Origin of the sequence: Streptomyces sp. NBC_00454 (assembly GCF_041434015.1) — a bacterium.
Classification (GTDB): domain Bacteria; phylum Actinomycetota; class Actinomycetes; order Streptomycetales; family Streptomycetaceae; genus Streptomyces.
On sequence record NZ_CP107907.1, the window covers coordinates 3,382,430 to 3,407,609 of the forward strand.

The following is a 25,180-nucleotide window of genomic DNA, read 5'->3' on the forward strand; positions in this document are numbered from 1 at the left end:
CGGGGACTGTCCCGGACCGGCCGCGCCCGGCGGATCAGAGCTGGCTCTTGTCCCGCTTCGTGAGGCTGTACTTGCCGGCGATGGCGTTCCACATGCCCGAGGCCGACTCCTTGGCCTTGGTGGCGTCACCGCTGGCCTTGTTGCCGTCCGAGGCGTTCCCGGTGGACTTCGCCTTGCCGTCCTTGCACTTGTCGCCGTCGCCCTTGAGGTCGTCCGCCCAGGCCGCGTAACTGTTGTCCGCCTGCGCGGAGGACTTCCAGGCCTGGGTGAGGGCCGCCGTCAGCTTCGCGTTGTCCGGGAGCTGGTCCACCTTGAGCTCCTGGAGCCGGGTCACCAACTCCTCGCGCTGCCGGGCCGCGTCGCGCAGGTCGTTGGCCGCCTGATCGAGGTTGCGGCAGCCCTTTATGTCGTCGACGGCCTTGATCACCGAGGCCCGGCTGTCGTTGCTGTCCGCGAGCAGCTTGTCCAGCTGTACGGCCTGGGGCTGGGCCGGATCGATCGGCGCCTCCCCGCCGGCCGCGGCGGAGCCCTTGCCGGTGGGGGTGGCGGTCGAGGCACCGGGGTCGTTGTTCTGCGCCTTGTCGTCGCTGAGCAGCGCCCCTACGCCGAGCCCGGCGACGGCCAGCCCGATGACGACGGCGGCGATGATCCCGGGCGAGACCCTGCGGGGCGCGGGCGCGGGCTCGTGGTGCGGCAGGGGCGCCTGGTACTGCTGGTGCGGCTGGGGCGGCGGCTGCTGCTGGAACTGCTGCTGCGGATAGCCCTGTTGGGGCGGCTGCGGCTGCCGGTGCGGCTGCTGCTGGTGGTTCTGCTGCGGCGGGTAGGGGCGCGGCGGGGGCTGCTGCCGGAGCACCGGCTCCTGTACGGGCGGCAGGTGCTGGGTGTCGCCCCGGAAGAGCCCGTCGAACCCTGCGGCCGGATCGGCGGGGGTGGCCGGAACGGGCGGGATGTACTGGGTGGCGGCCTCGTCGTGCGCTTGCGCGTGCGCGGGCGGGACCGGAGCGATGAACTGCGTCGCCGCCTCCTCGTGCGAAGGCGCGGCGGGGACCGGTGCGATGTACTGGGTCGCCGCCTCACCCTGCGCCGGCGCGGGCGCGGGCGGAACCGGGGCCATGAACTGCGTCGCGGCCTCCTCGTGCGAGGGGGCGGCCGGGACCGGCGGTATGTACTGCGTGACGGCCTCGGGCAGCGGCGGATAGCCGTAGCCGTGCGGGTCACCGGGCCCCTCGTAGCCGGGACCCACCACGTGCCCCTGCGGCGGGTAGCCGTAGCCGGGCCCCGCGGCTGCGGGACCGCCCGGCGCGGGCTGGCCCGGCGCGGGCTGGCCCGGCGCGGGCTGGCCCGGCGCGGGCTGGCCCGGCGCGGGGTAGCCGTAGGCGGGCTGGACGGGTGCGGGCTGGCCGTACGACGGCTGGCCGGGTGCGGGCTGGCCCGGCGCGGGCTGACCGTACGAGGGCTGGCCTGGTGCGGGCTGACCGTACGAGGGCTGGCCTGGTGCGGGCTGACCGTACGAGGGCTGACCCAGCGCAGGCTGGCCCGGCGCGGGCTGGCCCTGCGGGGGCTGACCCTGGGCCGGGTGGCCGTGCAGGGGCTCCGGCTGCGCGTCGGGCTGCGCCGGCACGGGCGGGCCCCACGGGCCGCCTGCCTGGGGGCTGCCGCCCTGTCCGCTCTCCGTCACCGGGACTCCCTCTCCGACTTCTCCGAACCTTCGGAACGTCGGCTCACGCTACCCGGTCACCCCCGTTCCCCGTCAGGCCCTCCCCGGACCCACCTCGGGGCACCACCGCGCGGGAGGCCCGGCCCCACCCCGGTCCTTCACTGAACGTGACGGAGTAGCGGCCTCCAGCGGGCCAGTGGAGTGACGCTCCGTTTCCCGGGATCTTGCGTGGCGTTGGACTTGCCGACGCGCACCTTTTCCGTCGCGTCGTCCTGAGATCCAGTAGGAGTACTCATGCGTATGCGTTCCGCTCTGACCGCCTCCGTCCTCGCCGCGGGCATCCTGCTCGGCGGCGCCTCGGTCGCGCTGGCCGACGACGGTGGCGCCCTCGTGCAGTCCACCGGTTCGCGCGGCGGCGCGCGGTCCGAGTCCTCGTCCTTCGCCGGCGTCCCGGCCCACTTCGGCCCGATCTGGGGCTCCACCGGCTCGAAGGAGAAGAGCTGGGACCGCGACACCTTCCAGGGTGTCTTCTTCGGTCACTGAGACGCAGGTGTCGCCGCCGGGTGAGGCTCCGGGCCCGCGGCGACGCCGTACGGGGCGGCCGACGTCACGTCGGCCGCCCCCGGTGGCCTGCGCTCAGGACACCGTCTCCAGCCGGGCCCCGAACTCCCGGACCGCCGGCTCCTCCCGGTACGGCTCCAGCCGGGTCCGGAAGTCCTCCAGGTACACCGCCCCCCGGTTCGAGCGGAGCCCCGACAGGGCCTCCGCCGCCTGCGCGGCGCTCTGGCAGGCGGCTTCGATCTCCCGTTGCTGCACCCGCGCCGCCGCCAGCAGCAGCAGGCCGATGGCCCGGCGGCGCGCCTTGGTCGCCGGGAGTTCCCGTAGCGCCTCCTCCGCCCGCTTCGCCGCCGCGTCCGCCTGGCCCAGGTCCCGGTGGCAGTGGGCCAGCTCGTCGGCCAGGTACGCCTGGTCGAAGTGGCGGATCCACACCGGGTCGTCGCCGGATTCCGGTTCCGCCCGTTCCAGCGCGGTCACCGCCCGCGAGGACAGCACCGCCGTCGCCCGGCTGTCACCCAGCAGGGCGTGCCCGCGCGCCTCGGCGGCGTAGAACATCGACTCCACCCGGGGGGTCACCTGTCCGCGCGTGCCCTCCTGCGCGGCTCTCGCCAGCTGCGCGATCTCCCGCGGATTGCCCAGCTCGGCCGCCAGGTGGCTCATGGAGGCCGCCAGTACGTAGCCCCCGTACGCCCGGTCACCGGCCGCCTGGGCCAGGCGCAGCGCCTGGATGTAGTAGCGCTGGGCCAGGCCCGGCTGGCCCGTGTCCACCGCCATGTAGCCGGCGAGCTCGGTGAGGCGGGCGACCGCAGCGAACAGGGCGCGCCCCACCGGTTCCCGGTACGAGCCTCCGATGAGCCCGGAGACCACCGAGTTGAGGTAGTGCACGACCACCGGCCGCACGTGCCCGCTCCCGAAGCGGTGGTCGAGGTCCTTGAGCGCCTCGGTGGTGGCCTGGACGGCCTCCACGTCGGACATCCCGACCCGCGAGCCGCCGCTGCGCGCGACCTGTGCGTCGGCGCCGGTGATCAGCCAGTCGCGGCTGGGCTCGACGAGCGCGGAGGAGGCCACGCTCGACCCGGACAGGAAGTCGCGCCGGCCGACGTCGCTGCGCCACAGCTCGCAGACCTGCTCGATGGCGCCGATGACGGTCGGGGAGAACTGCAGGCCGACGCCGAAGGCGAGGTTCTTGCCGTTGGCCATGCCGATCTCGTCGATGGTGACGGTCCGGCCGAGTTTGCGCCCGAGCGCCTCGGCGATGATTCCGGGGGCCCGGCCGCGCGGCTGTTGTCCGCGCAGCCAGCGGGCCACGGAGGTCTTGTCGTAGCGAAGGTCGAGACCGTGCTCGGCCCCGCACATGTTGACGCGCCGGGCGAGCCCGGCATTGGAGCACCCGGCTTCCTGGATGAGCGCCTGCAGCCGTTCGTTCGGCTGGCGGGCGACGAGAGGCCTGGCTGCCATGAAAACCCCCAGAGACGCGGGTGATCGTTGGAATGATCACTTCCCGCCTGATGTGCGGGGAATCTTCCCCATTGCGTCCTGTCGTTACCCACCTCCGGCGCCCCGGTCTCCTACGCGCCCCCCGCGATGCACCGATGCGCCCCGCATGCAGGATCGATGCTCCGGCCCTCGGCTGGTTTACGCCCGTAACCCCCGCTGACCGCAAGAGTTGTGTTGCACGTGGAAGAGACCATCGGAGTCACGGAGACCGCGCCCATCCCCCTCCAGCGCAGCGAGCCGCTGCTGGACCATGCCGTGCGGTACGCGGAAGAACGGCACTGGGATGTCTTCGCCGGCACCTGGCTGGAGTCCGCCGACGGGCGGGAGCAGTGCTCGTGCGGGGCGGCCGACTGCCCGGTGCCGGGTGCGCACGCGGCGGGGAAGGACTGGGCCTCGCAGGCCTCGGGCAGTGCCGTGCAGGTGCGGCGGGTCTGGGGCAGGAACCCGAAGGCCTCCATCCTGCTGCCGACCGGCCGGACCTTCGACGCCCTCGACGTGCCGGACGCGGCCGGGTTCCTGGCGCTGGCCCGGCTCCAGCGCATGCAGCGCACCCTGGGGCCGGTGATCGCCACCCCGGCCGGCCGGATGCTGTTCTTCGTCCTGCCCGGCGCCGGCGCGAAGGTCCCCGACCTGCTGCGCAAGCTCGGCTGGCAGCCGCCCCAACTCGACCTGGCCGCCCGGGGCGAGGGCGAGTACGTGGCTGCGCCGCCGACCCGTATCGGCGGGCGCGGCGCGGTGCAGTGGGCGCAGGCGCCGACGGCCGCGAACCGGTGGCTGCCGGACGTGGAGGAGCTGATCGACGCGCTGGCGTACGCGTGCGGTCGCGAGGCGGCGGCGGAGCGGGCGCGGCGCGGCGCCTGACGGGGCGGACCTGCGCCTCCCTACGCCTCACCTGCGGACCTCGGCGGACCCGGTGGGACATTTCCACCGGGAACTCATGACATTCGTAACTGCTCCGCCCTCTCCCCCTCCTCCTATCGTGGGGAAAGCAAGACCACGGGGAACAGAACGAGAGGCAGGCGCATGCCGGACCAGGGCGTTGCGACGGGTGGGGCGGATGGAGTGGGTGGCGGTGCGCGATCCGCGCCGCCGGCCGCGGCCGCCGTGCGGGTAGAGGGTTTGTGGAAGAGGTTCGGCGAGCAGGTGGCCGTCGCGGGGATCGATCTCGAGCTGCCCGCCGGACAGTTCATCGGACTGGTCGGCCCGAACGGCGCCGGCAAGACGACGACGCTCTCGATGGTGACCGGACTGCTCCGCCCCGACATGGGGCGGGTATTCGTCGCCGGGCACGACGTGTGGGCGGACCCGGTCGAGGTCAAGTCCCGCATCGGCGTCCTGCCGGAGGGGCTGCGGCTCTTCGAGCGCCTCTCCGGGCGTGAACTGCTCGGCTACATGGGCCGGCTGCGGGGGCTGCCGGGCAAGGAGACGGACAGCCGTGCCACGCAGCTGCTGGAGATCCTGGACCTGGCCGGTTCGCAGAACAAGCTGATCGTCGACTACTCGACGGGCATGCGGAAGAAGATCGGCCTGGCCGCGGCGCTGCTGCACAACCCCGAAGTCCTCTTCCTCGACGAGCCGTTCGAGGGGGTGGACCCGGTGTCCGCGCAGACCATCCGCGGAGTGCTGGAACGTTACACCTCCTCCGGAGCCACGGTCGTCTTCTCCTCCCACGTCATGGAGCTCGTCGAGTCCCTGTGCGACTGGGTGGCCGTCATGGCCGCCGGCCGGATCAGGGCCGCGGGCCCGCTGGCCTCCGTACGGGGCGACGCGCCCTCGCTGCAGGCCGCGTTCCTCGAACTGGTCGGGGCGCACGGCCGGACCACGGGCGATTCCCTGGACTGGCTCGGCGGCGGCAGCACGGCGAACAACGGGGCGGGCCTGCGATGAGCACGGCCACAGCCGCACCTTCCACCCCCTCGGGTACCGCGACCGTCTCCCTCACTCCGATCTTCGTCCAGCTCAAGCTCTCGCTCCTGAAGAACGGCCTCAAGGGCTCCTCCAAGCGCAAGGCCGCCTACTTCGGCGCCCTCGCCTTCGCGCTCGTCGCCGCGTTCTTCGTCACGCTCAGCCTCGCCCTGCTGCGCGGCAACGCGCACGCGAGCGCCGTGGTCGTCCTGCTGGCGGCGGTCCTCGCCCTCGGCTGGACCTTCATGCCGCTCTTCTTCCCGACCGGGGACGAGACGCTCGACCCGAGCCGGCTGGTCATGCTCCCGCTGCGCCCGCGTCCGCTCGTACGGGCCCTGCTGGTCTCCTCCCTCGTCGGGATCGGACCGCTGTTCACCCTGTGCCTGGCCATCGGCTCGGCCATCGCCCTCGCGCACGGCGCCGCGGGCGCGGTGGCCGCCGTACTGGCGGTGCCGCTCCTGCTGCTCGGCTGCGTCGCGCTCGCCCGGGCGGTGGCCACGGCCAACGTACGGCTCCTGACCAGCCGCAAGGGGCGCGACCTCGCCCTGCTCAGCGGCCTGCTGATCGCGGTCGGCGCGCAGGTGGCCAACTTCGCCGGCCAGCGGCTGTTCCAGAGCGGCGGCCTGGAAAAGCTCCAGCCCGCCGAGGAGATCGTCCGCTGGCTGCCGCCCGCGTCGGCCATCGGCATGGTGGACTCCGCGAGCGAGGGCTCGTACGGGATGGCGGCGGGCCAGCTGCTGGTCACCCTCGCGGCCCTGGCCCTGCTGCTGTGGTTCTGGGAGCGCAGCCTGACCAAGCTCATGGTCACCCCGGACGGTTCGACGATCGCGGCGGCCAAGCCGAAGAAGGAACGCGGCGCGGGCGCCGGCGGCGGCCTGTGGTCCCTGCTCCCCGACGACCGTACGGGCGCGAGCATGCAGCGCTCGCTGCGCTACATCGTCCGCGATCCGAAGACCAAGGCGGCCTGGGTGTCGGCCCTGGCCATCGGCCTGATCATCCCCGTCGCCAACGCCCTCCAGGGCCAGGGCTCGGTGTACCTGGCCTGCTTCGGCTCGGGCATGATCGGCGTCCAGATGTACAACCAGTTCGGGCAGGACACCTCGGCGTTCTGGATGGTCGCGCAGACCATTTCGGGCCCGCGCGACGCGTACGAGGAGCTGCGCGCCCGCGCCCTGGCCCTCGCGCTGGTCACCGTGCCCTACACGGCCGTGGTCGCGGTGGTGACGGCCGCCCTGGTGGGCGACTGGCCGGGCCTGCCCTCCGCGCTGGGCCTGGCGCTGGCCCTGCTGGGCTCCATGCTCTGCACGGGAGCCCTGGCCTCGGCCCGCTTCCCCTACTCGATCCCGACGGACGGCGCCTTCAAGAACGTCGCCCCGGGCCAGGGCGCCCTGGCGTGGATGGGCATCTTCGGCGGCCTGTTCGCCTCGGCGCTGATCTGCTCCCCGGTGATCGTCCTGACCGTCGTCCTGCACGGCTCCGCCACGGCGTGGATCCTGCTCCCGGCGGGCGTGGCCTGGGGGACTCTGGCCGCCTGGGCAGGCCTGCGGCTCGCGGCCCCGACGGTGGCGCGCAAGCTCCCGGAGATCCTGATGGCGGTCAGCAAGGGCTGACCGCTTCGATCCACGGGCCTGCTACGCCGACGGCCTCCGCTCCCGGTGGGAGTGGAGGCCGTCGGCGTTACAGGATCAGAAGGGTCAGAGGCTGCCGGTGATGCTGGCCGCGTAGTGGTTGCCGCTGACACCGGTGAGGTTGATGGCACCGGCGCCCGTCCAGGTGGCGTTGACCCGGCGGATGGTGTGCAGGATCCGGTTGTCCGTGGTCACGAAGGTGGCCTGGAGCTCACCGTTGACGGCCGCGGCGCTCACACCGGTGGTCGTGAAGCTGCCCAGGGCGCTGGTCAGGTCGGTGAGGGGCATCCAGGTGCCGTTGGCCAGGCGGGCGCCGTGGAACTGCTTGGCACCGTTGTTCGAGGTCACGATGATCTGCATGTCCGAACCGGTACCGGCCACGGCCACGTCGGTGGCCGTACCCGCATCGCCGGCCGCCGTGTAGACGTCGCCCCACGGCGTCCACGTACCGCCCGCGCTGCGGACCGAGTGGTAGACGCGGCCGCCGGCCACAACGGCCACCTGGAGCTGGCCGTTGACCCAGGCCTCGGCGGCACTGGTCACCGGGGCGGGCAGGGCGCCGGCCTCGCCGGAGACGTCGGCGAACGCGGTCCAGGTGCCGTCGGCGTGACGCACGGAGTGGTTCAGCTTCCCGTCGGCCACCGCGAGGACGCTGACCTCCGTACCGGTAGACACCGCCGACACCTTTGTCACCGAACTCAGCGCTCCGGCCGACGCGTTGACATCCCCGAAGGTGCCCCAAGTGCCGTTGGCCCGACGGATGGTGTGGAAGATGTGCCCGTTGCCGCCGACCGCGACCACGTGGGTGTCACCGTTGACACCGGCGTCCGCGATGGAGCCGACCGTCCCGATGTCACCGGCCTGGCTCGCGATGTTCCCGAAGCCCGACCAGGTGCCGTCCGCATTGCGCAGGCCGTGGTAGATCGCACCGCCACCGTTGACGACCACCTGCGACTTCCACGCCGGAGCCGCGGCGTCGTCGACGATGTTGTCGTAGCGCAGGGCGTCGTAGTAGCCGGTCGGCCAGCCCTCCAGGGAGGAGTTGTTGATGTTCGCCGAGGTCGGGCCGTGCGTCGGGTTGTGGCTGTTGCTCTCGGCGTAATAGGTGAAGGCACCCGTGGACTGGTTGGTCCAGCCCGCGAAGAGGAAGGTGTGCGCGTCGGTGTAGTCCATCGCGTCGCCCGGCTTGAGCTGCGAGAAGCTGATCTTGCTGGACACGTTCGGCAGGGTCCACGTGGTCAGGCTGGAGCTCAGGTGCCAGGCCATGGACACGTATCCGGAGCAGTCCTCGCGGTAAGTGCCGTTGGAGTCCGTGTGGTTGGCGCTCTGGTTGTACGGGACCCCCTGGTCGACCCAGCTCTGGGCGCGGGCTATGACCTCGCTGCGGGTGATCGTGCCGCCCACGGAGGAGGAGGCCTGGGCCGGAGCGGCGAGCGTCACGGCGGCGCCGGCGGCGGCGAGCACGGTCAGGGACGCGAGGGAGGCCAGAGTGCGCTTGGTACGGGACATGGTGGTGTCTCCTTGAGGGGGGTGAAGCGTGGAAGTCGGGGCGCTGGACGGAGCGACGGGGCTCAGCGAGTGAGGGCGAGGCTTCCGGCGAGCGTGGTCAGGAGTTCGGCGTCGGAGGCAGGGGTGGCGGAGTTGCCCTGCCCGGCCGAGGCCAGGTCGCTGTACTGGAGGACCGTGAGGACGTTGCCGTTCCCGGCCAGATAGACGTGGTGGGTCTGGGTACCCGGGGCGGACATGCCCGGCACGGCGGTCCACTGGTACTGCCAGGCGCCGGCCACCGGGCTGGTCGCGGTACGGGCGGACGTGGCGTCGGCGGTGCGGCCCTGCTTGGTCTGCGCGTCGCGCAGGGCGTTCTGGCACCCGTCGAGCTGGGTGTTCAGTGCCTGGCGGGCCCGGTCGGCATCGGCCGGGGTGGCGAAGGTGAAGGTGTCCTGGATGGCGGGGGTCTTCGCGGCGCTCGCCCAGCCCTGCTGCTGCCATCCGGTCGCGCCCTCGACGGCGGCACATTCGTTGAGGCTGCTGGTGGGGGCGACATCACGGCTCTTCGGAGAACCGATCGGCTTCCACCCCGCCTTGGCCTGGTTGGGCAGTTCCTGGACGGCCAGCGGGGCGGGCGCCTTGCCGACCGCCGGCCGGGCCGACTTCGACTCGGCCGTCTTCGGCGCGGCCGGGGCCGAGGACGCCGGTCCCGCGGGGGCCGGAGCCACACCGGCGGCCGGGGTGCCCGCCCCGTCAGCGGGCTTCGTGGTCGGCGAACCGGCGGCCGGGGAGGCCACGGCCGGAGCGGCGCCGTGCGAGGCGGGCGGCAGGTCGTCGGCGGCGAATGCGCTGGTGAACTCCGCTGTGGCCAGGGCCGCCGCGGCGATCACGGGGACGGCGGCGATCAACAGGATCCGGCGGCGGGGCGTGGGCACGGCAGGGCCGTCCTTTCGGGGTGATGCGGGCACGGCGGTGCCCTGCGGTCAGCGGAGTGGAGTGGCGTGGCGTGTCGGCGGAGTGCCGGGCGAGGGTCAGAGGCTGCCGGTGATGCTGGCCGCGTAGTGGTTGCCGCTGACGCCGGTGAGGTTGATGGAACCGGCGCCCGTCCAGGTGGCGTTGACCCGGCGGATGGTGTGCAGGATCCGGTTGTCCGTGGTCACGAAGGTGGCCTGGAGCTCACCGTCGACGGTCGCGGCGCTCACCCCGGTCGCGGTGAAGCTGCCCAGGGCGCCGGTCAGGTCGGTGAGGGGCAGCCAGGTGCCGTTGCCGAGTCGGGCGCCGTGGAACTGCTTGGCGCCGTTGTTCGAGGTCACGATGATCTGCATGTCCGAACCGGTACCGGTGACCGCCACGTCGGAGGCCGTGCCCGCGCTGCCGGCCGCCGTGTAGACGTCGCCCCAGGGGGTCCACGTACCGCCCGAGCTGCGGACCGAGTGGTAGACGCGGCCGCCGGCGACCACCGCGACCTGGAGCTGGCCGTTGACCCAGGCCTCGGCGGCACTGGTCACCGGAGCGGGCAGGGCGCCGGCCTCGCCGGAGACGTCGGCGAACGCGGTCCAGGTGCCGTCCGCGTGACGCACCGAGTGGTTCAGCTTCCCGTCGGCCACCGCCAGGACGCTCACCTCCGTACCCGTCGACACCGCCGACACCTTGGAGACACCTGCGAGGCTTCCGGCGGCGGCGTTGACGTCCCCGAAGGTGCCCCAAGTCCCGTTCGCCAGGCGGATGGTGTGGTAGATGTGCCCGTTGCCGCCGACCGCGACGACATGGGTGTCACCGTTGACACCGGCGTCCGCGATGGAGCCGACCGTCCCGATGTCACCGGCCTGGCTCGCGATGTTCCCGAAACCGGACCAGGTGCCGTCCGCGTTGCGCAGGCCGTGGTAGATCGCACCGCCACCGTTCACCACCACCTGCGACTTCCAGGAGGGGGACGGGGCCGGGGTGGAGGGGTACGGGTCCGCGTGGTCGGCGCCGAGGTTGTACTTGGGGCCGCAGTTGGGCCAGGCTCCCTGACCCTGCCCGGCCAGGATCTTCTCGCCGATCAGGATCTGCTGCTGCTTGGTCGCCAGGTCGGCACGGGCCGCGTACTGCGTACCGCCGTAGGCACGCCAGGTCGGCATCGATATCTGGAGACCACCGAAGTACTGCCCGGACGGGTCGACGATCTGCCAGTTTCCACTGGCCTCGCACTGGGCCACCTTGTCCCAGGTCGATACGGAAGCGGCGGAAGCGGAGTTGGCCATCAGGAGCGGGGCGGCCAGTGCGACCAGGGCCGCGGCGGTCACGGCGGCGGAGGAGTTCTTGCGGGCGGATGAGCGCATGGTCGAGTCCTTGAAGGTTCGGGCGCAAGCGGGAGGGGAAGGAGGAGGCCGGCGGCTACGGGGCCGCTCGGGCGGGTAGCGCTCAGACGGTCGGGAACTTCGCCGTGAAGGCGTTGCCGACGCTCACCACGTCGTCGAAGCTGCGCTTGCCGGGGCCGAACTCGGAGCCCGCCATCGCCCGCTTCTTGCCGTTCACGATCTCCCACACCGTGCTGCTGTTCGGCGAGAGCAGCATCGTGCCGTTGGCCGGAGCGGCCTTGGCGGCGGCCGAGGCCAGCCACTCACCCGGGGTACCGAGCAGCGCGCGCTTGTCGTAGCCGAAGCCGGTGAAGTCCGCGTTGGTCAGGGGGACCGCCACCCCACCCGCCATCACGTAGACGGTGGAGTCGGCGCCCGAGACCTCCTTGACGATCGAGCCGTTGGGCATCTGCTTGGCCGCTGCAGAGGCCAGCCAGTCGGTCGGAACGCCCATCAGGGCCTGCTGGCTGTACCCGTTGGCGGTCCATTCGGCGGCCGAGATGTGCAGCGCCGCACCGTTGACGATCACGTAGCGGGACGGGTCGTTGCCGGTCTGGTCCATCACCACGCGGCCGGTGGACACGGTCCGCTGCGCCGCGGCCTGCAGCCAGGCGGAGGGAACCCCGTAGTCGGAACGGATGTTGTAGCCGTCCTCGGTCCAGTCCGATCCGGAGATCGGCAGCGCGGCTCCGTCGATGATCACGTAGCGGTTGGCGCCGCCGGCCTGGTCGTGGACCACCGTGCCGGCCGGCGGGGCACTGGCCAGACCGTTGAAGGCGTTGTTGTCGATCAGCACGACCTTGCCCAGGTCGTAGTGGTCCGGGGTGACGTCCGAACCGGCCACCGGGACACCGGCCCCGGCGATCATCACCCGCACGTCCGGGCCGTTCGGCGACTTCACCAGGGTGCCGTTGGCCAGCGAGGACGGGGCCGGGTAGCTCGGGCCGGAGGGGTACGGGTCCGCGTGGTCGGCGCCGAGGTTGTACTTCGGGCCGCAGTTGGGCCAGGCTCCCTGACCCTGCCCGGCCAGGATCTTCTCGCCGATCAGGATCTGCTGCTGCTTGGTCGCCAGGTCGGCACGGGCCGCGTACTGCGTACCGCCGTAGGCACGCCAGGTCGGCATCGATATCTGAAGACCACCGAAGTACTGCCCGGACGGGTCGACGATCTGCCAGTTCCCGCTGGCCTCGCACTGGGCCACCTTGTCCCACGTCGATACGGAAGCGGCGGAGGCGGGGGCGCTCGCGAGGAGCGGGGCGGCCAGTGCCAGCAGGGCGGTGGCGGCGGTGACCGTGGCGGTGGCGAGTGCGGACTTCTTGCGGGCGGCGGCGGAGCGCATCGGGATTCCCTCGGGCAGCAGGTCTGGGTGTCGGCGGCGGAACGGCCGGGGAGCTGGGCGGCCCGGAGCGGGCGGCCCGGACCGAGCCGCCCGACCGGTTCGGGCCGGGCGACTCAGGGGTGTTGCTCAGTGCTGGTGTTCAGCGGTGGTGCGGGGGGCCGTGGGCCGGTCTCAGACGGTCGGGAACTTCGCCGTGAAGGCGCTGGAGACGTTCACCACGTCGTCGAAGCTGAGCTTCCCGGCGCCGAACTCGGAGCCCGCCATCGCCCGCTTCTTGCCGCCCACGATCTGCCACACGGTGGCGCTCTCCGCAGACTTGATCATCGTGCCGTTGGCCGGAGCCGCCTTCGTCACGGCCGAGTTCAGCCACTCGGCGGGAGCGCCCTCGATCGGACGCTGGTCGTAACCGAAGCCCACGAAGTCCGCGTTGGTCAGCGGAGCGGCCACGCCGCCCGCCATCACGTACACCGAGGCGGAGGAACCCGAGGCGTCCTTGACGATGGTCCCGTTGGCCACCTGCTTGTTCAGGACCGAGCCGAGCCACTCACCCGGAACACCCATCAGGGACAGCTTGTCGAAGCCGACACCGGTCCACTCGGAGGCCGAGATGTGCACCGGCGTACCGCCCACCATGACGTAGCGGGACGGGTCGGTGCCCGACTGGTCCATGACGACCGTGCCCGCCTCCAGGGGCTTGGCGACGGCGCCCTTCAGCCACTCGGCCGGAACACCCATCAGGGTCTGCTCGTCGTAGTTGTCGGCGGTCCACTCGGAGCCCGAGATGTGCAGCGCCGAACCGGCGACCATGACGTAGCGGGACGGGTCGGTGCCCGACTGGTCCATCACGACGATGCCGGTCGCCACCGTGCGCTGCGCCGCGTTCTTCAGCCATGAGGTCGGAACGCCCATGTCGGCACGGGTGTTGTAGCCGCCGGCGACCCAGTCCGCGCCACCGATCTTCAGCGCGGCGTCGCCGATGATCACGTACTTGTCCACGCCGCCGGCCTGGTCGTGGACCACGGTGCCGGCCGGCGGAGCGCTCGACAGGGACCGGAAGGCCTGGTCGTCCACCGTGACGACCTTGCCCAGGTCGTACTTGTCAGGAGTGACGTCGGAGCCCGCCACCGAGAGACCGGCCCCCTTGATCATCACCTTCACGGCCGGGCCGCTCGCCGACTTCACGAGCGTGCCGTCGGCCAGCGAGGCCGGGTTCGGCAGGGCGGGCGTCGAGCTGCCGGCCGGGGAGACGTAGCCGCTGATCGTCTGGCCGTTGGCGCCCCAGGGCTTCTCACCCACGTGCCAGCTGGTGGTCGAGGCGGTGCTGACGTGGCCCGGCCGGTTGCCCTGGTTGCCGCCGGTCAGGGTGACCGTGCCCCCGGAGACCCCGGTCACCAGGGCGACGTGGTCGGCGTAGCTGCTGCCGTTGTAGTTGAAGACGACCGCGTCACCGACGTGCGGGGTGCTGGAGATCGTCCCGTACTTCTTGCCGTAGTCCATGAAGCTCGCCGCCCGGTCGTCCAGGCTCGACAGACCGGTGACTCCGTTGCGGGACCAGACCCAGCCGGCGAAGTCGGCACACCAGGCGTGGGCCGTGACGCCGCCGCTGCAGCTGTTGGTCTGGTTGGGGCCGCCGTCGTAACCACCATGGGCGCAGGCTCCGTTGCCGTTCTCGGCCCGGGCCGTGGCGGAGATTCCGTCGGTCAGCGGCGAGGCGCTGGCCGGGGTGACCACTGCCATGGTGAACGCGGTCGCCGCCAGGGCGGAGGTGGAGGCGACGCGGATGGCGATGGTCTTGATGGTGCGGGACATGACGAAGCTCCTGATGGCGTGAAAGGAAGTGTGTGGCGCTGCGCGCTGCGCAGCTGGCCTGGTGAGGGCCGAAGTTGGGGGCGCGCCGGGGCGGGTGGGACGGCTGCCCTGCAGGAGCAGCTGTCAGGCCGGTGGACGCGGCGCGCGGGGTGGTGCGGTGGCTCGATGCGAGCGGGCTCTGGCGGTAGGTCGGCCAGGCGGTGGTGCGGGTCGTACAGGTCGTACAGGTCGTACGGGTCGTGCGGGTCCTGCTGAAGTTCGTGGGCCGCGGCAGGGTGGCGCTGTGGGCGCTGCTCCCCCGGCGGCGGGGCCGGCTACTCCCAGGCGGTGGTGTTCTTGCCGACCGGAGCGGTCTCCCATGCGGTGGTGGCGGTGACCCGGGTGTCGGAGGTGCCGATGGTGTGGGCGGCGACGGCCGGGGCGAAGGCGGTGACGGCGAAGGCGAGGGAAGCGACCGCGGCGGCCTTGACGAGGCGAGTGCGAAGCATGGGAGTGGTCCTTTTCGAGAGCTGGGATGACTGGCCTTTTCCGGTCTCACGTCCCGCGGTGACGTTTCCTCCGGTGTTGCCTTCGGGGCGGTGTTCCCTTCCGGCGATCACTACTTTCGTCGCAGCTCACGGTCGGTGGAAGGGCTTTCAGCTGGACGGAACCGGACCTGGACCCTTCCGTCCAGGCAGTCCGGAAGTGGCCAGCAGGAGCCGCTCGTAGTACGGGGTCACCAGGGGCACGCCGACGCGCCCGACCGTCCAGCCCCGCAGCGCCGGCACCTCCTCGAAGGCGCGGCGGCAGAGCACCTCCGTACGCCGTTCCGCCTCGTCCAGGCTGTCCGCGATCAGGTACACGCCGAGGGTCGGACCGGGCAGCGCGCCCGGATGCGTGGAAACGTGCTCGATGGAGCCGAAGGTGCCTCCACCGCCCAGGCGGTCGACGTCGGCGGCGGTGGCAGCAGCGGCATCCGCATCGGCGAAGGCGCGTACGAGCTCCCCTGCGTGCGCAGGGAGTTGAACGCCTGTCGACGGAGCGCGGAGAGCGGCGTGGATGAGATACATGCACGCCACCCTTCCGAACACTTCAGATCGGGCAAATAGCGTGAAGCTGGACGGTAGGGGCCTTGGCCGGAAGTGGCCACGGGGGAACTCCTTGCCCCGAACCGGACACAGCGTGCGATGATCGACGTGCCTTGATCATGGGTGTACACGGGGGGAACCGCTGTGCTGTCAACTCTTGGCCTCGACGCGACCGCAGAGGCCGTTTACCGCTCCATGCTCGCGCGCCCGAGAGACGGAGTACGCGCACTCGCCGACCACCTCGGCGCCTCCGAGGCGGAGATCCGGCGCAGCCTGGACCTGCTGAGCGAACTGGCCCTCCTCCGGCCGTCCTACGAGCAGGCGGGAGAGCTCCGCGCCGTCCCGCCCGAGGTCGGCATGGAGATCCTGATGGCCCGCCAGCAGGCGGAGCTCGCGGCTCAGCAGCTGCGCATCGAGGCATCGCGGGCGGCCGCCGCCCAGCTGATCTCGGAGTTCGCCGACCTGAGCCCGGCCGCCTCCGGCCCGGGCATCGAGCAGCTGGTGGGCCTGGACGAGATCCGGACCCGGATCACCGGCCTGGCGCACGGGGTCCAGAGCGACTTGATGACGTTCACGCCCGGCGGGGGCCAGCGCCCCGAGACCCTGGAAGCCTCGAAGGCGAGCGACCTGGCCCTGCTGGGCCGCGGGGTACGGATGCGGTCGCTGTTCCAGGACAGCGTGCGCAACAGCCAGACCACCGTGGTCTACGCGACGTGGCTGGGCGAGCTCGGCGGCGAGGTACGGACCGCCCCCGACCTGCCGACCCGACTGATGATCTTCGACCGGGCCACCGCCGTCATCCCGGTCAGCAGCGACGACAGCGGCGCGGGCGCCGTGGTCCTCACCGGCCAGGGCACCCTGACGGCCCTGTGCGCGCTCTTCGAGAACGTCTGGTCGACCGCACAACCCCTCGGCGTCGCCCCGGAGGACCGGCACGAGGACGGGCTCAGCCCCCAGGAGACCACCGTGATCCGGCTGTTGGCACAGGGCCTCACGGACGAGGCCATCGCCAAGCGCCTCGCGGTCTCACCCCGCACGGCCCGCCGCCTGGCCAACGGCCTGATGGAACAACTGGGCGCCGCGAGCCGCTTCGAGTTCGGCGTCCGCGCCGTCCAGCGCGGCTGGCTCCCCGGCACGGAGTAGCGGGCCGGCACACAGGCCTGACGTAGCGTTTCGATCATGACCACGCCACCGCCCCATCAGCCCCCCGGTCCGTACGGGCCGCCGCAGCCCCCGCATCCCTACGGCGGCCAGCAGTACGCCCCGCAGCCCTCGCCGTATCCGCAGCAACAGCCGTACGCGCCGCAGCAGGCCTACCCGCCGCAGTCTCCGTACCCCGGTCAAGGAGCTTGGGGGCAGCCGCCGATGGGGCAGCCGCCGCGCAAGAAGAACCGGACCGGCATGGTGATCGGGATCATCGCGGCCTCGCTGGTCGGGCTCTTCGTCCTGACCCGGGTGGTCGCGGCTGGGTCCGTGGCGACCGGAGCCGGCTTCCCCGAGGCCAAGTACCGGCTCACGCTGCCGCAGAGCATGCTGGCCGGTGAGTTCAAGCTGGACCAGGACCTGTCGCAGACCAAGGGCAAGGAAGCACTGAAGGGCAGTTACGACTCGAAGGTCCGCAATCCGAAGCCGGCCGTCGGCCAGTACACGTCCGACTCCGCTTCAGGGCAGAGCGCGCTCGTCGTCTCGGGGATGTACGGCCAGTTCAAGGACCCGGAAGAGGTCCGGCACAACATGCTGGCCGGCGCCGCGGGCGGCGAAGGCGCGACCTTGGCGGTCCCCGCCAAGGACATCACGCCCGTCGGCTCCGACATCACGATGGCCTGCCAGGTGCTGACCATGACCCAGGACGGTTCCAAGCTCACCCTGCCGGTGTGCGCCTGGGCGGACGAGAACACGGGCGCCTCGGTCGGCGTCATCACCCCCGAGACCTTGCGGCAGAGCCCCGGGTCGGTGGATCTCGACAAGGTCGCCGCGACCACCCTCAAGGTGCGCGAGGAGACCCGGAAGCCGATCGGCTGATCACGGGGGCCGACCTCACGGGCCCGACCCGCACTCCGCCCGGAGCAACCCGCCCGCGTGTGACGGGTACTCAGCCACTCGGACGCTCTGGGTACTCATTTGCAAAGGGATACTGAGTACCTACGCCCTTGCACTGCCCGCATCGGCGCTGTTAAGGCCGATCGACCCGGCTCTCCCCCGCACCCCGGATTCGCTTGTGTTTGCATCCGCAGCCCTGATTGTCTTCATCCTGCCGGGGAGGGCACGGGACTTGGGAGGGCACGGAGCATGGGACCGCAGGAGTACTCGAAGCGCTGGCAGGACGCGTTCGGCGGGCCGCCGTCGCTGAAACTCGCCTCGGCGGACGGCGGAGGCGGCGCCGACGGGGACCTGGTCCACGCGAAGACCCCGTGGAAGGACGCCTCCACGGCCGCGCGCGAGCTGGGCACCAGCATGGCCGGAGCCGTCAGCCGGATATCCCAGTCCCACGAGGGCCTGGCCTCCGGCACCGCCGGGCTGTCCGCCGCGGGCGCGCTGGCAGCCGTACAGGCTTCGTGGGACAAGCGGCTGACGGCGATCCGGAAGGAATGCGGGGCGCTGGAGCCCGCACTGCTCCAGGTCGCCAAGGACATCGGTGAGGTGGACGAGCAGGGCCGCGCCGCTTTCTCCCGGCTCGTGCTCCTCTCGGAGTCCGCGAAGTGACCCTGACCTGGCAGCAGCTGCGCGACCTGAGGACGAGCGAGCTCACGGAGGCGGCCGAGGGATGGGCCGAGGTCAGTTCCCGGGCGGACGCGGCCCGGGACCGGATCAGCATGGAGATGCTGAAGGCCCTCGAGACCCAGAAGGGCGTGTCCGCGGGGGCCGCGCACTACCGGCTCAAGCGCATGGACCTCAACTTCGAGTACGTCCACACCGAGTGCGCGATGGTGCGGACCACCCTGGGCGCCCTCGTCCAGGAGCTGGCGGCCCAGCAGACCAAGCTGAAGGGCGCTCTCGACGACGCCTCGGGCCACGGCTTCACGGTGCACGAGGACGGCTCGGTGGAGTACCCGCCTGCGGGCGAGCAGTTCCTCACCGAGCAGCCCGCGCCGGGCAGCTCCGTCCAGGGCGTGGACCGACGCGCGTACCTGCGGGAGCTGCCCATGCACCCCCTGGCCCAGCAGCCGCCGGCCGGGAACCCCAACCCGAACCACGCCGTGGCCCAGGAGGTGGCGAACCGCCTGCACACGGCGCTCCTGGCGGCCCAGGACGCGGACTCGCGCTTCACCGGGGCCCTGGTCCGGCTGAAGGCCCCGGACGGGATCGACGTCACGGACGCGACCTGGGCGGACGCGGCCGGCGACGCGGCCCTCGTACGCACGCAGGCCGACGACTACCTCCGCGACGGCATCCCGCTGGACCGCAGCCCCGCGGACCGCCACACGTGGTGGGAGGGGCTCACGGAAGCGCAGCGGGCCGAATACCTCGCGGTGTACCCGGACGTCATCGGCAACCTGGACGGCATCCCGGCACAGACTCGCGACCGCGCGAACCGCGACAACCTCCAGATGCTGATGGGGAAGCTGTCACAGCAGCACGACGAGAAGTCGCAGAACCAGCTGGAGGGGATGCGGTCGATCAACGACCAGCTGTGGAACCAGCTGCCTACCGATCCGCCGATGTACCTCCTGGGCATCAGCGACCAGAACAACGGACGGGCGATCGTCGCCTTCGGCAACCCGGACACGTCCAGGAACGTCTCGGCGTACGTGCCGGGGCTGGGGACGGCTCTGGACGGGGAGTTCGCGGTCAACGACGTCGAACGAGCACGGGCCACGGCCAAGGGCGCCCAGTTCCACGATTCGAGTTCGGCGTCGATCGTATGGCTGGGGTACGACGCGCCACAGTTGCCCGCCGACAATCTGCTGGACAACCTCGCGGTGACGACCATGGACGACGCGCGTCGGGGAGCCGGCGACTACAACAGCTTCATGGCCGGGATCAGCAGCACCAACCAGAACCTCGATCCTCACATCACCGCCATCGGGCACTCCTACGGATCGCTCACGGTGGGCCAGGCCGCCCAGCTGCCGGGCGGTATCCCGGGTGCAGACGACATCATCCTGGTCGGCAGCCCGGGCACTGGAGCACACAGCGCCGACCAACTCGGGGTCGGACGGGACCACGTGTACGTCGGCGCAGCCGAGAACGACCCTGTGACCAGGGCTCCGAACACGGCGGAGGCTGCCGGCCTGGTGGGAGGCGGCCTGGGCGGCGCTGTGACGGGAGCGGCGGCGGGGTCCGTGCTCGGGCCGCTCGGAACTGCGGGAGGCGCGGTTGTCGGCGGCGCCGCAGGCGCCTTGGGTGGCTGGGCCCTTGGCAACGAGGTCACCGACCCCAGCCAGATCCACTTCGGTACCGACCCCTCGCACCGGGACTTCGGGGCCCACCGCTTCAAGGTGGACGACGGACCGACCCCGATCATCGGCGGCGACGGCCCCATGGACGCCCACTCCAACTACTTCAATCCGAAGAAGGACAAGCACTCCGCGGGCAACATTGCCTTGATCATCGCCGGCCAGCCCGAATTCATATCCACCCAGGAACCCCGATGAGACTTCGCCCCACCACAGCCCGCACCGCAGCGGTCCTGCTCGCGTTCGCCGCTCTCGCGGGGTGCGGTCCGAGCGAGGGAACCACCGAAGGCAAGAGGAACACCGGCATGAACATGCAACAGGGCGCCGACCGCGCCGATGCCATCCTTCAGGAAACGCTGGCCGCCGTTGAGCCCCGACTCCGCTGGAACCACGAGGCCTCGGCGCAGAGCGGCTGCACCGACAGCCTCAACAAAGCCACGGGCACGGGCTCCGTCGATCGGGCCATCCTCATTCTGACGATCGTCTCCGAACAGCGGCGCGGCGCCCTCCTCGGTGTGATCGAGCGCGACTGGAAGGCCCGCGGCTACAAGATCACCAGTGTGCGCAGCAATCCGGTGGCGCCCGCGATCTACGCCTCCACGCCCGAGGACTACAGCCTGGCGGTCGAGGTCGGCGGCCAGGGCCAATTCCGCCTGTCCGCCGCCACCCCCTGCCTCACGGACTCGGGCGTCCAGGAACCCACGGCCAAGCCCAACACCCCGGTCCGCACCACCCCCTACCCCCAGCGCCCCGACGTCCACGACGAGTTCTGGTCGGCGGCGACGCCGGCCCCCGCGGCTACGCCGACGCCTTGATGCCGTCCAGGAAGGGCTCGACCGCCTCGCGCCAGGCCGTCGGCTGGTCGTAGTGGAGGTAGTGGCCGGCGTCGGGGATCTCCGCGTACTGGCCCGCCGGGAGGACGCGGACCATCTCCTGGGCCTCAGCCCGGCCCAGCTCGCCGTCCAGACCGCGGACCACCAGCGTCGGGCAGCGGACCTGGGCGAGCTCCTCCCAGTGCGCGTCGTGGACCCACGTCTCCCGCGCGGTCAGCATCTGGCGGCGCGAGAACAGCGGGCGCCAGCCGTCGTCCGCCTCGTGCATCACCTCGGCGAAGAACTGCCCGCGCCCGGGATCCGGGCGCTCCACGCGGGGGTCGTCCTCGCCGAACCAGCGGCGGGCGGCGTCCTGCGTCGGGAACGGCAGCGGCCAGCGGCGGAACCATTCCTCCCACTCCTGCTGCGAGGCCTCCCCGAGCGCGGAAGCCCGCATGTCGCAGATGACCAGCGCCGCTACGAGGTCGGGGCGCCGGGCCGCGAGCTGCCAGGCGGTGAGGGCGCCCATGGAGTGGCCGATCAGGGTCACCGGGGCGAGTCCGAGCTGCTCGATGGCGGCCTCGGCATCGGCCACGAAGGCTTCGCGTCCGTAGCGGGTGGCGCTGTCCGGGCCGGCGGGCGGATGCTCGCTCTGGCCGTGGCCGCGCTGGTCGAGGGCCACGACGCGGCGGCCCGCGGAGAGCCAGCGGGCGGTGCCCGCCCAGTGGAACGCGCGGCCCATCAGTCCGTGGAGTAACAGCGCGGCGGGCTCCCCCGACGACTCCGCGCCGGACGGCTCCGCAGCGGACGACCCCGCGGCCGGTTGCCGGAACTCCCAGGCCGCCAGGCGCACGCCGTCGGCCCCTGTCACATCGAAGCGCTGTACCACCGCAGATGCACCCCCTTCGCTCCCGGCCACAGTATCGAACCCGTATTCGAAAACCGGGCTCCCGCCGACAACACCGCTCTTTCGAGTGACCTTGCTCAAGGATTGGCCGCCGCTGCCGATGGAGATCCTTTCAACAGGGAGGCGGGCCGCTCGGGGAAGACGGTCCGAAGGGGAAGACCTTGAGAGCTCGGGGCTCCAGGTCAAACAGGGGAGGACTGGTCCCGGCGCCGCAAGGCGCCGGGACCATCCATACCTATCCACCACCGCTTCACACCAGTCGGCCCACCCTTGCGGGGGACGGAAGCGAACGTCCGTGCGTCAATCAGCCGGTGCGCCAGTACGTCAGTGCGCAGTACGTCAGTGCCCAGTACGTCAGTGCCCAGTACGTCAGCGCTTCGCCACGAACACGTGGGAAGCGACGTCCGCCTCCAGCTCCGCGGCCTCGCCCCCGCTGCCGACCAGTACGCCACCCGGCGACTCGGTCACGCTGACCACCGAACCGGGCTGCACGCCCGCCCGGCGCAGCGTGTACATCAGCTGTGCGTCCGTCTGGATCGGCTCCCCGATCCGGCGGATGACGACGGTCTTGCCCTCGACGCCCGGGTCCAGCTCGGCCAGGCTGACCATCCCCTCCTCCAGGAACGGGTCCGCCTCGGCCTTCTCGCCCAGCTCTTCCAGGCCCGGGATCGGGTTGCCGTACGGCGACTCGGTCGGGTGACGCAGCAGCTCCAGCACCCGCCGCTCCACCGCCTCGCTCATCACGTGCTCCCAGCGGCAGGCCTCCGCGTGCACCTGCTCCCACTCCAGGCCGATGACGTCGACGAGCAGACACTCCGCGAGCCGGTGCTTGCGCATCACGCGCGTCGCCAGTCGCCGCCCCTCCTCCGTCAGTTCCAGGTGCCGGTCGCTCGCGACGGACACCAGCCCGTCGCGCTCCATCCGCGCCACGGTCTGGCTCACCGTCGGGCCGCTCTGGTCGAGCCTCTCGGCGATGCGGGCGCGCATGGGGACCACACCTTCCTCTTCCAGCTCGAGGATGGTGCGGAGATACATCTCCGTGGTATCGATCAGTCCGGACATTCGTGCCCCTCGGATATCGTGCGCTGGCCCTGCACCCAATTCTGACGCATCCCGCCGACAACCGTCCCGTGCCGACGGTCAAGGCCCGATCCAGACGTCTCGCCCGGAGCCGTCCCGCACGTCTCATTACACCTCCCACCGGGCCTTTCGTCCCTTGGATTGACGTTCGTATTGACACGCCCTTGGTCCAGACCGCACGGTGAGCGGCGGACACGGACGACAACCTCACCCAACTCCCACCCCGGAAGGCCATCGGCGTATGAGCGAGAGCAAGCTGGCCGGTCAGTTCTTCGACGCCGCGATCGGCCTGCTGGAGCGGGTACGGGACGAGGAATCCGCGCACATCGGCGAGGCCGGGACGGTCATCGCCGACGCCGTGGCCGCCGGGAACAAGCTCTTCGCCTTCGGCGCCGGGCACTCCTCCCTCCCCGCCCAGGACGTCGTCTACCGGGCCGGCGGACTCGCATTGATGAACTTCCTCGCCGTCCCCGGCACCGCCGGCATCGACGTCATGCCCGCCACCCTCGGCAGCGCCCTCGAGCGCGTCGACGGCCTCGCCGGGGCGGTCCTGGACAGCAGCCCGGCGAGCGACGGTGACGTCCTCGTGATCATCTCCCTCTCCGGGCGCAACGCCCTGCCGGTCGAGATGGCCATGAACGCCCGCGCGATCGGCCTCAAGGTCATCGGCGTGACCTCGGTGGCGTACGCGACCGAGACCAAGTCCCGGCACGTCTCCGGCACCTTCCTCAAGGACCACTGCGACATCGTCCTCGACAGCAAGATCGCGGTCGGCGACGCCGAGCTGACCCTGGACGGCATCGAGGCCCCCTTCGCCCCCGCCTCCACCGTCGTGACCAGCGCGATCATGCAGGCGGTCATGGCCGCCGCGGCCGGCGAGCTCGCCGCCCGCGGGGTGGAGCCGCCGCTGCTGCGCTCCGGCAACGTCGACGGCGGCCACGAGTGGAACGGCCGCGTCATGCAGGAGTACGGCGACCGGATCTTCTTCCGCCACTGAGGCCACTGAAGTCACTGAGCACCACGGGGCCGCGCGGCTACGGAGCTGCGCGGCCGCAGGGGCTACGGGGCCGCCCGGTCCCCCGCCCAGCCCGCCGCCAGGTCCAGGTCCGCCGCGACCCGGGCCGCTACCTCCTCCGCGTACGCCGCGTCCGCCCGTTCGAAGGCGGCCCGCGAAGCCCCGCGCAGGAAGGTCAGCGTGCCCAGGCTCCGGCCCCGGCTGCGCAGCACCACGCACAGCGCGTGCGCCGCGCCCTCCGGCCAGCGCCGGGCGCCCGCCCACTCCGGGTCCGCCTCCCCGCGCGGCGCGCTCGTCCGCACCGACCCGGCCCGGTCCAGCGCCTGCAACGCCGGGTGCCCGCCCTCGTACGGCACCGGGATCACCCCGGGCTCCGGCAGCCCCGGAAACCCGGGCGGGGACGCCGCCCAGCGCAGCAGCCGCGCCCGTGCGCTGCCGTCCGGGGATTCCAGTACGTCGAGCAGCGCGTGCTCGGCGAAGCCCGCCAGGGCGAACTCCAGCCGTACCGCCGCCGCCTCCGCCGGGTCCTCGCACTCCGCCGCGGCCCGCCCGGCCCGGTACAGCTGGTGGGACCGGAACCGCAGCTGCGCCGTGTCCAGCTGCGCCTGCCGGGCCTCGGTGACGTCCTGGAACAGCAGACCGACCCCGAGCGGTACGGGTTCCTCCGCGAGCGGCGACGCGAGGCGCAGGAACCCGCACCGCCAGCACCGCCGCCGTACGCCCTCGGGGGTGCGCACGGACACCCACAGCTCCACGGGGGCCGGTGGCGCGCCCTCGGCCAGCACGTGCTGCAGGGCCCCCTCCAGCTCCTCCACGCCCTGGGCCAGCAGCTCCCCCAGCGGCCGGCCGAGCAGCGCGGTGCGGCCGGAGCCGAAGGCGCGGGCGGCGTGTGCGTTGACCACGGCCGGGCGCAGGTCCACGTCGACAAGGACCACGCCCCACGAGGCGTCGTCCATCAGTGATTCGCTCAGCGCGATGGAGCGCTCCAGGTCGATCTGCGCGTGCACCTCGCTGAAGGCGCAGTAGACCCCGGCCGGTTTCCCGTCCGCGCCCGGCACCCCGGCGGACTGGGTGCGGACGAGGATCCGCCCGCCGTCCTTGGTGAGCAGGGCGAACTCGTGCACCTGCCGACCCGGCACGTCCTGGGCGGCCATGAGCCTGTCCTGCACGTCGTGCGCGTCGGCGGCCCGTACGGCCCACCCCGCGAACCCCTTGCGCCCCACGGCTTCCGCCGCCGACCACCCCAGGATCCGCTCGGCCTCGCGGTTCCAGTGGGTGATCACGCCGTCGGCGTCGAACGCGCACAGAGCGGCGTCCATCCCGTCCAGCAGCGCTGCGAGCAGATCGTCGGCGGTCTCGTTACGTCCGGAAGCAGTCACCTGGGCCCCCTGCAGGTGTTCGCGTGTGCGGCACGTCACGTCATTGAACTGGAACGTGACCCAGCCCACACCCGCTTCTCGCTATCGTCCCGGAATGTCCCGCTGTGGAGGCTCTGGGATTCCCCCGAATAAATGGCTTGAGGGCCCCGGGAGGGAGTCGTAGGCTCTGCCGTACACGAGAAGGGAGGTGGTTGCCGCAATGTACGGAAACCGGACGCGTGAGGTGGCTGCGGGCTAAAGCGCCCGCTGTCGCACGCACCCAGTGCGGTGCCTGGCGGAGTCGCCGGCGCCAATCCCAAG

At 71.8% G+C, this 25,180-nt stretch carries 22 protein-coding genes; 10 read left to right on the top strand and 12 right to left on the bottom strand.

The annotated features are described in order from the left end of the window. Positions 1–34 precede the first annotated feature (34 nt). Positions 35–1,678 (bottom strand): hypothetical protein, encoded by a 1,644-nt coding sequence (locus tag OHU74_RS15630; protein ID WP_371616478.1) that lies wholly within the window; start codon positions 1,676–1,678, stop codon positions 35–37. A 273-nt stretch (positions 1,679–1,951) separates the two neighbouring features. On the opposite strand from OHU74_RS15630, the gene OHU74_RS15635 reads away from it, so the two are divergent. After that, positions 1,952–2,200 (top strand): hypothetical protein, encoded by a 249-nt coding sequence (locus tag OHU74_RS15635; RefSeq protein WP_330297047.1) that lies wholly within the window; start codon positions 1,952–1,954, stop codon positions 2,198–2,200. A 93-nt stretch (positions 2,201–2,293) separates the two neighbouring features. Here OHU74_RS15635 and OHU74_RS15640 read toward each other — a convergent pair whose 3' ends face one another. After that, the gene (locus OHU74_RS15640; protein ID WP_371616479.1) at positions 2,294–3,673 is read right to left on the bottom strand and encodes a transcriptional regulator; all 1,380 of its coding nucleotides are present in this window, start codon (positions 3,671–3,673) and stop codon (positions 2,294–2,296) included. 210 nt (positions 3,674–3,883) lie between these two features. On the opposite strand from OHU74_RS15640, the gene OHU74_RS15645 reads away from it, so the two are divergent. The 3 genes from OHU74_RS15645 (at position 3,884) to OHU74_RS15655 (ending at position 7,227) form a co-directional block, all read left to right on the top strand. Next, positions 3,884–4,573, top strand: coding sequence for a bifunctional DNA primase/polymerase (locus OHU74_RS15645; RefSeq protein WP_371616480.1), 690 nt, complete (start codon positions 3,884–3,886; stop codon positions 4,571–4,573). Between the two features lie 162 nt (positions 4,574–4,735). Continuing rightward, positions 4,736–5,599, top strand: a complete 864-nt coding sequence (locus OHU74_RS15650; RefSeq protein WP_371616481.1) for an ABC transporter ATP-binding protein — start codon at positions 4,736–4,738, stop codon at positions 5,597–5,599. Next, positions 5,596–7,227, top strand: a complete 1,632-nt coding sequence (locus tag OHU74_RS15655) for a transporter (protein ID WP_371616482.1) — start codon at positions 5,596–5,598, stop codon at positions 7,225–7,227. Before OHU74_RS15650 ends, OHU74_RS15655 begins: the two co-directional genes overlap by 4 nt. Positions 7,228–7,311: 84 nt before the next feature. On the opposite strand, the gene OHU74_RS15660 is transcribed toward OHU74_RS15655, so the two are convergent. From OHU74_RS15660 to OHU74_RS15690, 7 genes are all read right to left on the bottom strand, one after another. Continuing rightward, positions 7,312–8,754: a hypothetical protein gene (locus OHU74_RS15660; protein WP_371616483.1), complete on the bottom strand. Its 1,443-nt coding sequence runs from the start codon at positions 8,752–8,754 to the stop codon at positions 7,312–7,314. A gap of 62 nt (positions 8,755–8,816) precedes the next feature. Beyond that, a complete protein-coding gene (locus OHU74_RS15665) occupies positions 8,817–9,668 on the bottom strand; it encodes a hypothetical protein (RefSeq protein WP_371616484.1) in 852 nt (283 codons plus the stop codon). 96 nt (positions 9,669–9,764) lie between these two features. Continuing rightward, on the bottom strand, positions 9,765–11,057 hold the full coding sequence (locus OHU74_RS15670; RefSeq protein ID WP_371616485.1) for a transglycosylase family protein: 1,293 nt from the start codon (positions 11,055–11,057) through the stop codon (positions 9,765–9,767). A gap of 82 nt (positions 11,058–11,139) precedes the next feature. Continuing rightward, complete coding sequence (locus OHU74_RS15675; protein ID WP_371616486.1) at positions 11,140–12,414, bottom strand: transglycosylase family protein; 1,275 nt, start codon at positions 12,412–12,414, stop codon at positions 11,140–11,142. Between the two features lie 171 nt (positions 12,415–12,585). After that, entirely contained in the window at positions 12,586–14,223 is a 1,638-nt protein-coding gene (locus OHU74_RS15680; protein ID WP_371616487.1) for a CHAP domain-containing protein, read from the bottom strand. 314 nt (positions 14,224–14,537) lie between these two features. After that, on the bottom strand, positions 14,538–14,711 hold the full coding sequence (locus OHU74_RS15685) for a hypothetical protein (RefSeq protein WP_371616488.1): 174 nt from the start codon (positions 14,709–14,711) through the stop codon (positions 14,538–14,540). Positions 14,712–14,858: 147 nt separating this feature from the next. Then, positions 14,859–15,272: a hypothetical protein gene (locus OHU74_RS15690; RefSeq protein WP_371616489.1), complete on the bottom strand. Its 414-nt coding sequence runs from the start codon at positions 15,270–15,272 to the stop codon at positions 14,859–14,861. A 162-nt stretch (positions 15,273–15,434) separates the two neighbouring features. Here OHU74_RS15690 and OHU74_RS15695 point away from each other — a divergent pair, with 162 nt between their 5' ends. From OHU74_RS15695 to OHU74_RS15715, 5 genes are all read left to right on the top strand, one after another. Continuing rightward, positions 15,435–16,433, top strand: coding sequence for a LuxR C-terminal-related transcriptional regulator (locus tag OHU74_RS15695; protein ID WP_371616490.1), 999 nt, complete (start codon positions 15,435–15,437; stop codon positions 16,431–16,433). A gap of 36 nt (positions 16,434–16,469) precedes the next feature. Then, the gene (locus OHU74_RS15700) at positions 16,470–17,312 is read left to right on the top strand and encodes a hypothetical protein (protein WP_371616491.1); all 843 of its coding nucleotides are present in this window, start codon (positions 16,470–16,472) and stop codon (positions 17,310–17,312) included. A 267-nt stretch (positions 17,313–17,579) separates the two neighbouring features. After that, entirely contained in the window at positions 17,580–17,993 is a 414-nt protein-coding gene (locus OHU74_RS15705; RefSeq protein WP_371616492.1) for a hypothetical protein, read from the top strand. Then, on the top strand, positions 17,990–19,885 hold the full coding sequence (locus tag OHU74_RS15710; protein ID WP_371616493.1) for an alpha/beta hydrolase: 1,896 nt from the start codon (positions 17,990–17,992) through the stop codon (positions 19,883–19,885). Before OHU74_RS15705 ends, OHU74_RS15710 begins: the two co-directional genes overlap by 4 nt. Next, positions 19,882–20,502, top strand: coding sequence for a hypothetical protein (locus tag OHU74_RS15715; RefSeq protein WP_371616494.1), 621 nt, complete (start codon positions 19,882–19,884; stop codon positions 20,500–20,502). The genes OHU74_RS15710 and OHU74_RS15715 overlap by 4 nt, the downstream gene beginning before the upstream one ends. Here the strand turns inward: OHU74_RS15715 and OHU74_RS15720 are convergent. Together OHU74_RS15720 and OHU74_RS15725 are read right to left on the bottom strand one after the other, a co-directional pair. After that, positions 20,486–21,388, bottom strand: coding sequence for an alpha/beta fold hydrolase (locus tag OHU74_RS15720; RefSeq protein ID WP_371616495.1), 903 nt, complete (start codon positions 21,386–21,388; stop codon positions 20,486–20,488). The genes OHU74_RS15715 and OHU74_RS15720 overlap by 17 nt on opposite strands. A gap of 387 nt (positions 21,389–21,775) precedes the next feature. Next, positions 21,776–22,468, bottom strand: coding sequence for a metal-dependent transcriptional regulator (locus OHU74_RS15725; protein ID WP_330297067.1), 693 nt, complete (start codon positions 22,466–22,468; stop codon positions 21,776–21,778). Positions 22,469–22,727: 259 nt separating this feature from the next. Between OHU74_RS15725 and OHU74_RS15730 the strand changes: the two genes are divergently transcribed. Continuing rightward, positions 22,728–23,483 (top strand): SIS domain-containing protein, encoded by a 756-nt coding sequence (locus OHU74_RS15730; protein ID WP_371616496.1) that lies wholly within the window; start codon positions 22,728–22,730, stop codon positions 23,481–23,483. Between the two features lie 62 nt (positions 23,484–23,545). Here the strand turns inward: OHU74_RS15730 and OHU74_RS15735 are convergent, their stop codons facing one another. Next, positions 23,546–24,880: a PAS domain-containing protein gene (locus OHU74_RS15735; RefSeq protein WP_371616497.1), complete on the bottom strand. Its 1,335-nt coding sequence runs from the start codon at positions 24,878–24,880 to the stop codon at positions 23,546–23,548. Positions 24,881–25,180 lie beyond the last annotated feature (300 nt).